3 protein-coding genes and 1 pseudogene are annotated in these 8,101 nt (G+C 58.3%); 1 reads left to right on the top strand and 3 read right to left on the bottom strand.

Annotated features, from left to right (window positions below):
* Together GHK62_RS13310 and GHK62_RS13305 are read right to left on the bottom strand one after the other, a co-directional pair.
* Positions 1-2,941 (bottom strand): amino acid adenylation domain-containing protein (locus tag GHK62_RS13310; RefSeq protein ID WP_153439662.1); only part of this gene is annotated, 2,941 nt, incomplete at its 3' end.
* 1,048 nt (positions 2,942-3,989) lie between these two features.
* Entirely contained in the window at positions 3,990-4,268 is a 279-nt protein-coding gene (locus tag GHK62_RS13305) for an HU family DNA-binding protein (protein WP_153439661.1), read from the bottom strand.
* Between the two features lie 816 nt (positions 4,269-5,084).
* Here GHK62_RS13305 and GHK62_RS13300 point away from each other — a divergent pair.
* On the top strand, positions 5,085-7,265 hold the full coding sequence (locus GHK62_RS13300; RefSeq protein ID WP_153439660.1) for a S46 family peptidase: 2,181 nt from the start codon (positions 5,085-5,087) through the stop codon (positions 7,263-7,265).
* A 296-nt stretch (positions 7,266-7,561) separates the two neighbouring features.
* Here the strand turns inward: GHK62_RS13300 and GHK62_RS33545 are convergent.
* Positions 7,562-8,101, bottom strand: a pseudogene (locus GHK62_RS33545) (calcium-binding protein); the annotation flags it as partial.

Genomic DNA, 8,101 nt, shown 5'->3' with positions numbered 1-8,101 from the left:
CGATGAACCGCTCGGCCGTCAGTTCGGGCCGGTTGAGGTAGCCGCGCGCCACCCCTGCCCCGCCGATATAAAGCTCGCCTACCGCCCCGAACGGAACAGGCTGACCATGCTCGTCAAGCACATAAAGCCGGGTGTTCGATATCGGACGCCCTATCGGGATTGACGTGATGCCTTCGAGGTCGCCCGTTATTTCGAAAGCGGCACATCCAACGGTGGCCTCTGTCGGACCAAAATGGTTAATCAGGCGCACATTTGGAAAACGCCGCTGCCAAAATTGCATGTCTGCTGGAACGAGGGCTTCGCCGCCAACCATAAGTGCTTTTGTTGGAGCTTCTTCCTCGTCATCATGCATCGTTTTGTTCAGCATGCTCAGATGCGAGGGAGTAACCTTGACCAAATCGAAGGTTTGCCCATCCTTCGATTCAGCAAGAGAGTTAATTTGGACAGCCGGATCTAGAAGATGAAGTTTCGTTCCCGCCAGCAGCGGCCCGAATAGGGTCGTAACGATGCCATCAAAACTCATCGAATGCATTACAGGCGAGCCGTTGGAAGTTCTCTGGTAAAAGCTTTGATTTGACCACTGCAAATAGTTCGACAAGTGTTGATGCTCGACCATGACGCCTTTTGGCGTTCCGGTAGAGCCTGATGTGTAGATGACATAGGCGAGATGGCGTGCAGTCAGGCCGAGGGCGTGCGGGTCGGGATCGTCAGCGGACTGGTGGGCCCAGGAAAGCTCGCCGCCCGAGAAGTCGATGACACTCAGGCTTGCGATCGCCTCGGCGCCGAGGGCTTCGCGGCCGGCCGCATCGCAAAGCAGCAGCCGCGGGGCGGCATCGTCGAGCACCTGCCGCAGCCGCGCGCCCGGATAGGCCGGGTCGAGCGGGACATAGGCACCGCCCGCCTTAAGGGTCGCCAGCAACCCCACCACCATCGCCGGGCTGCGCTCCAGGCAGATCGCCACCGGCTGGTCCGGCTTGACCCCAAGGTCGATCAGATGATGGGCCAGCCGGTTGGCCTGTGCATTTAGTTCGCCATAGGAGATCGACTGCGCTTCGAAGACCAGCGCTACCGCGTCCGGCGCCCGGCGCACCTGCGCCTCGAACAGCTCATGGACGCAAAGCTCCGACGGATAGTCCACTTCTGTCCGGTTCAGGTCTTCAAGAAGATAGCCCCGCTCCTCACCTGACAGCAGCTCGATTCGGCCGACCGGTTGCTGTGGATTGAGTATAGCGACGCTTAGAAAATTCTCGAGATGCTGCGTAACATTGCCGATTTTCTCGGGCGCCCAGCGATTTTCATCAATGTGCCACCTGAAGCTCCCATCGACCGCGTTGATTTCAAGCGTCAATAAGCTGCCTGGCAGGTTCATTTGCGACTCGGGATTCGACCCAAGTTCGTCAACTGAAGGGCCGTGGTTCATCGTCGCCATAATGCCAATTGGCCACGGTTGACTCAATTGCAGCGCTTTGACGCCCGACAGTGCCGGGCTACGTGCTATCAGATCGCGGGAAAAGCTAGCGTTTCTGCGCAACAGAACACATTCAGCCGCGACCATCGCGCGTAGCTCAGAAAAACCGTGATTGAGGTCGATGGTGAGTTCCATCGGCACGATAGACGCTATAAGCTTCTGCGCCAAACGCTCCTCAATCTGCGCTTTGTCGAGTACTGGACGCCAACCAAGGTGAAGCTCTGCTTCACCTTGGTTGCGGGCCAAATAAATCAACCAAGCACTCAACAAGCATTCCACGCGATCCGTCGGCGAGAATTCTGCCAAGGCATCTATATTACGCCAGGAACTCGTGTGCCATTTGGGCGGTTGTTCTCCCGGCAAAGACGAAACATAAGGTAGCTGCGATGGTTTGAATGTCTCAAGTCGCCGCAGCCAAAAGCTCTCCTGTGGAGCCAACGCTTCACTGATAGTAGTTATGGACAATGCCTGATCATCGCTCAAAATCGCGAGACGGTCACCTACATTCAGACAAAAGCGTTCTGCGAGTGCTATCGCATTGACGAACGGGCCATTGGGAGCACCAAACCAAAGATTAACGTCTTCTGTTTCCGTCGCGACACGCCAGTGGTCTGGATGTATTTCGAGCAGGGAGCCTGACTGATAACCGGAAGACCGAGTGGATACCTCCAAGCGCCGAACTGGGACAGCATCTTCTCCGACGACAACCTTAGGCAAGCACAACGGATTCGGATGATAAGGGCCGAAGTCCAAACCACGAGCAATCGCTGATAATTCCTGCGCGGACTGGTTCCATCTCAGGCAACCAGCGGCAATAGGGCGTTGCTTCCTCGGAAAATAGGTCCTGTTTGCCAGCTGCTGGGGGCGGCCCTGGAGATCGGCCCGCGCTATTTTCGCTAAAAGAGCGCGAAACCCTTCTATCGCGGCATCATAGCATTTAAGGTTGAGGGTCAATGCCGTATCGGTTGATGCAATGGGCACCGGGCACTGCACGACTACGTTGCCCGTGTCAACACCAGGATCCATGTGATGCCACGAAATGGCGTATTGGCTCTCTTGCGCCAGAATAGCCCAGCTTGTCGCGTGGGTCCCTGCGTAACGCGGCAGTGGGCTGTCGTGATAATTAAACGCACCTACACGTGCTTGCTCCAATAAATGAGCTGGCAAGATAACGGGATTAACGACGGAAAATATCAAATCGACGTTCACATCGCATAGAAACTCATAGGTCTGCTCGACGTTATCGAAGCAACGGATGCCTACATGAGTAGCCCAGGTACGAAACACGTCATCTGTAGGTAGAACGGCGGGTACGGAGTAGCCTATTTCCTTTGCCAGCTGTGCGCATCTGATACTAAGCGTACCACCGCCGACAAAGATAACTGAAAGGGTTGATGTAGTGCTGGGGTATCGCTGATCGTGGCCGCAGCCCTCATAGCTATTCAAGCTTTCCGGAAGCGACAAATCGATCATTTTTGTTCCTCTTCAGCGATCTCGTGCTCACGCGCTATCAATAGTCCATGCATCCATTGCAGGTGGGGGCGATGAGAACATCGCCACCATCGCTGCCGAGGAGGCTGTTGTAACTTGGACCACGATGGATTAGCACTGCAGCAAATTAGGTTTAACGCCTCAACATCATCTGCTTTACCTTTACCCCACATCCGGCCGTTGGAGTAATCGATTGATTTGATGGGAACTATTCACATATCGACTTCATCGGTGCGCTGCACTTCACAGCTTCGAATTTATGAACCGACGCATACCTTTCTGAACGTCCATCGGATTGGCGTTGGTGCGCAAGCTCTGTCCTCCGCCACAAAGACGGTACAGGTTCTCGCCTTCCTTAGTCTCAAGCTGACACGGCTACGAGGGTTTCATCGGCGCCCGCGGTCTTCTGGCGACCACCGCATGCTAGGCGAGCGGCGTTGGGCGCGTTTAGGGATAGCGTGCAGAACAACGGGATGGCGTTCATGGCACTTTTACGTTGTCCGACATTGTCGAAGCTCTAACAACTATCCATAGAGCCCACCGCCATCCACGTACTCTGCGCCAGCATGTCCGCGACAGGTGATGATGCGCACGCATCGGTTCGACATGCGCTTTCAAGAGCGCACTTCGAAATGCAGGTCTGGAGGGTCGAACTCGGGAAACACTAGCGATTTAGGTGCCCGCCTCCTTGGCGCTGACCTTCCCTCCGTATGCTGGATCTAAGAGCTGGCCGGAACAGGGGTGGATTTTTGTAGGACGGGTGCTGCGCGGCTCCGACTGATCCGCCATCGACGCGCCTGGCGACGTGACGGGCGCGTAGCGAGCAAGAATTTGCCTGGTCCGGGCGCATCGAGATGCCTCCGCGGCAGCGTGACCTACAGCGCCGCGCGCCTAATCAGACGCACAAAGGACGCTGTAGCACTTTGAATTGCTGCATGTTTCCTTAAATCGGCTACGATTTAAGGAAACATGCAGTAGCACGCTACCGAATTTCGATCATTTTAGCTCAGCGTGCCAACGGCGGCAGACGCTATTTGTTCAAGGCGTCCTTGAGAGCTTTTGCCGGCGTGAAGGTCAGCTTTTTCGCAGCAGCAACCTTGATGGTGGCACCGGTTGCCGGATTTCGCGCTTCCCGCTCCGGCGTGTCCTTTACCTTGAACTTGCCAAAGCCGGGGATCGACGTTTCAGCGCCAGCAGTTGCCGCGGCGGTGATCGCGCCGAAAACTGCTTCGACGATCGCCTTCCCCTGGGCCTTGGTGAGTTGATAGTCAGCGGCGATCTTGTCGGCAATTTCATTGGTGGTAGTCATGCATTTCCCTCCCTTAAAGAAGAAGAGCATTCAACGCAGAGCCAGCCCTGTCACGCTCTTGTTTGCCAAGTTGCCACGCGACTGAGGCATTTCCACAACTTCCTGCACTCAAACTAAGCCCGTCTACTTCTCTCGCTCGGCGCGACGCAGGTGCTCCAGGCCGAGCCTGACGGGCAGTTCGCTTGGTGATGCGAGGGCCACGTCAATATGTCGGGTTCGCTACCGATGTCGGAGACGGGACATACATGGAGCTGTCTCCCACGTTGTATTTGAAAGCTGTTTTCATTTGGCACGATTACTGCATCGGACGGTTGGCAACCGTCGCGGTACGCAAGCCCATACTAAGGAGAGATAAGCGCAATGCAGATGCGCGCGTTAAAGGTCCATTGTTCCGTCAGTGGCAGTCGCGAAGACGTTTTCGGACGCCGGCTGTCCCGATACGCCCTGTTGCTCGCACGGCAGCCGCCGGTGATTCGCTGGGACCCTCGACGTCAAATCAGGCTTGGCGCGATGAAAACTGACAGAAAATTCGACGTCGATGATGTGAAGGTCAGGACCATTACGGTCTATCTGGCCAGGGAACGCCTTGGATCGAGGTGGCCTCAGAGGAAGCGGCAGGATCGCCCGGTGGGTCGACGATCGAGCAGGCCACCACAGCTCCGGCGACGATGCCCAAGGAAAACAAATTTTGGAGGAGAACCCGAGCATATTGGATCGCTCTCCTTGGATCAGCTCGACGGGTGAACAGCGTCTCGCGCTGGTCATCGATACAGCCCACGCAGATAAATCAGCCACCAGGACGGGAGCTACATCAACATGAACTCGAATATGAAATGTTTTGCCCAAGCAAGTACCATCGCCTTGCTCTGGACTGCCAGCGCTGCCTCGGCGAGCGAAGGTATGTGGATGCCCAACCAGACTGCGGACGTTGGCGCGGCCATGCGCGCGGATGGGCTCCAGATCGATCCCGCCCAGCTGAGCCGTCTGGACGCTGCCCCGCTCAACGCGATCGTCTCACTTGGCGGATGCTCCGCCTCCTTCGTCAGTCCCGAAGGGCTAATCGCAACCAATCATCACTGCGTACTGGAATCCCTGCAGTACAACAGCAAGGAGGGCGAGGACCATCTCACAAACGGCTTTCTGGCGAAGAGCCTGAGTGAAGAATTGCCCGCCACGCCCGGCAGCCGCATCTATATTGTCGAAGGTCAACGGAATGTGACCGCCGACATGCTCAAGGGGATCTCGGCCGACCTGACCGGCTTTGCCCGCCATGAGCGGCTCGACGCCAACCGCAAGGCCCTGATCGCCGCGTGTGAGGAACAGCCCAACCGCCGGTGCGACGTGCGGGCCTATTATGGCGGCGCCTCCTACTACCTTCAGCAAAAGCTCGAAATTCAGGACGTGCGCCTGGTCTATGCGCCCGCACGCGGCATCGGCGAATTCGGCGGTGACAAGGACAATTGGATGTGGCCACGCCACACAGGCGACTTCGGCTTCTATCGCGCCTATGTCGCTCCTAATGGTTCCCCCCGGCCGTATGCGCCCGACAATGTGCCTTACCGGCCGAAGAACTGGCTGCGCATCGCGCGGCAAGGCCTCAAAGAAGGCGATTTTGTGATGGTCGCCGGCTTTCCCGGTACTACCGATCGGTTTCGTACCGCCAGGGAAGTCGGGTTCAACTTTGCGCACTACGAACCGCTATGGCAACGTTGGCTCTCGGATTATGCCGCCCAGATAAAGCGGGCCACGGCAGGTAACCGCACGGCGCAGATCCGCTACGCATCCATCTTGCAAGGCGTGGAAAACTACGCGAAGAAGCTGGCGGGCGATCTCGCCGGCGCTGATGCGGTTGGGCTCAACGCGCGCAAGGTCACCGAGGAGACAGCTTATCGCAACTGGGTCGCTGGCAATCCCGCGCTGCAGGCGCGCTATGGCGAAGCAATCGCTGAGCTGGACGCCCTGGTAGAGGAGAGCAGCCGGGCCTCGCTCCAGCGGCGGGGGGCGGCACTGCTCGGCCAAGCGCAGATCCTATCATCAGCGCGCACGCTCTATCGCTGGGCGAAGGAGCACGAGAAACCAGATGCCACCCGCGAAAGCGGCTTTCAGGATCGTGACCGCAGCGAGATCATCGGTCGACTGACGCGGGTCGAACGCGAGTATCTGCCCGACATCGATCGCAAGCTGTTCGAGGCCGCACTCGAGGAATATCACCGGCTGGACGCGAAGGATCGCGACACTGCGTTCGAGACCGCTCTGGGCCAAATCGGCCTTGATCGACTCTATGCAGACACCAAACTCGCCGACACGGCTACGCGGCTCGGCTGGCTCGATAAGCCGGCTGCTGCTTTCGAGGCATCGCACGACCCTTTCATCAAGCTGGCCGTTGCACTTTATCCCGGCGACATAACCGCAGAGCGCACGGACAAGGATCTCGCCGGCCGCACGGAGGCGGCGCGTGCGACCTATATGCAGGGCTTGCTTGCCTATCGGAAGGCGATCGGCCGGCCCGTGTATCCCGACGCGAATGGAACGCTGCGCCTCACCTGGGGCAAGGTCACGGGGCGAACGCAAGACGGGCAGATCTGGACGCCCTTCACCACGGCTGAGGGACTTCTGGCCAAGCATACCGGAAAGGGCGAGTTCGACGCGCCCGAGGACGCCATTGCCGCGATTCGGGCTAAGGATTATGGCCCCTATGTCGCGCCGGCGCTGGGAACGTTACCAGTCGACTTCCTGTCCACGGTCGACATTACCAATGGCAATAGCGGCTCGGCGACGTTGAACGGGCGCGGCGAGCTCGTCGGTCTCGCCTTCGACGGCACGCTAGACGGCGTGATTACGGACTGGGCCTTTGCCGGAGATCGCAATCGCAGCATCCATGTCGACAGTCGTTTCATGCTGTGGACGATGGACAAGATTGACGGCGCGGACCGGTTGCTCAAGGAAATGGGAGTGCAGCGGGCGTCGGGCTCCTCAGCGCCTGGAAAACGTTCGTGATGATGGCAATATGCTCGATCGGCTCGTCAGGGAACAGCACTAAGGCTTGCCAGTTGGTTGGTGGATCGTTACTTCCAACCAGCTGGTCGCGCTGTACATCTGCTACTCCAAGGTGAATGAGGAAAAAACCCGTGGCGACCCTGGACACCTGCCTTGCGGCTACATTCCGGGTTATGTGCGCAGGGCCTGCCTCACCGCTATCGCCCCGCGCTGGAGCCACGACTGGGGCCAGTAGCTGAGAAGGAAAGCGCCGCGTCCCGGGGTGGCGGGGCGCGCTTTCGCACGAGTTTTGCGGATCAGACGAAGGTAAAGTCCCACCCACTCAGGCCGAGGCCGGCAAGATCGGCCAAACTATGCACACTGCCTAGGCGAGCGAACTCATCCGCATGGTTTTCGGAGGTGACATAGGCCAGAACTGCGCTTTTGGTCAGGTCGTCGTGGTAGACAATGATGTCGCCGGTGGTCTCGCCGGCGATCGCATTCGCGGCGCCGTCGCCCGAGAAGAAACTCTTGTCTGTGACGACCACGACGTCCTCGCCGTTCGCATCTGAGGCCGCGCCGCTGTAGAACGTGTCCACGCCATGGCCAGACCGCGAACTGGCGTGACTGACGAAGTTTGCGCTGGTACCGTCACTGTAATAGCCTGCCGCATCAAAGGCGAAAGTGTCCTCGTTCGGGTCGAAATCCAAGATGACCGTGTAGCCCGGGTCCGGCCAGCCCGCTGGGTCGCGGACCGGATTGTGGGATTGGAACACAAAGGTGTCTTGGCCGTCGCCGCCGGTCAGCTGATCTCTGCCGTCACTGGCGAAGAGGACGTCGTCGCCGGGACCGCCGTA

The organism is Sinorhizobium terangae, from assembly GCF_009601505.1.
GTDB lineage: Bacteria > Pseudomonadota > Alphaproteobacteria > Rhizobiales > Rhizobiaceae > Sinorhizobium > Sinorhizobium terangae.
The sequence above is the reverse complement of the archived record's forward strand: the minus strand, read 5'-3'. Positions and strand labels throughout refer to the sequence as shown.

What these genes read in the sequence shown, in the direction of transcription:
- GHK62_RS13305 (WP_153439661.1), bottom strand. Translation starts at nt 4,268, where the DNA reads ATGACTACCACCAATGAAATTGCCGACAAGATCGCCGCTGACTATCAA.
- GHK62_RS13300 (WP_153439660.1), top strand. Translation starts at nt 5,085, where the DNA reads ATGAACTCGAATATGAAATGTTTTGCCCAAGCAAGTACCATCGCCTTG.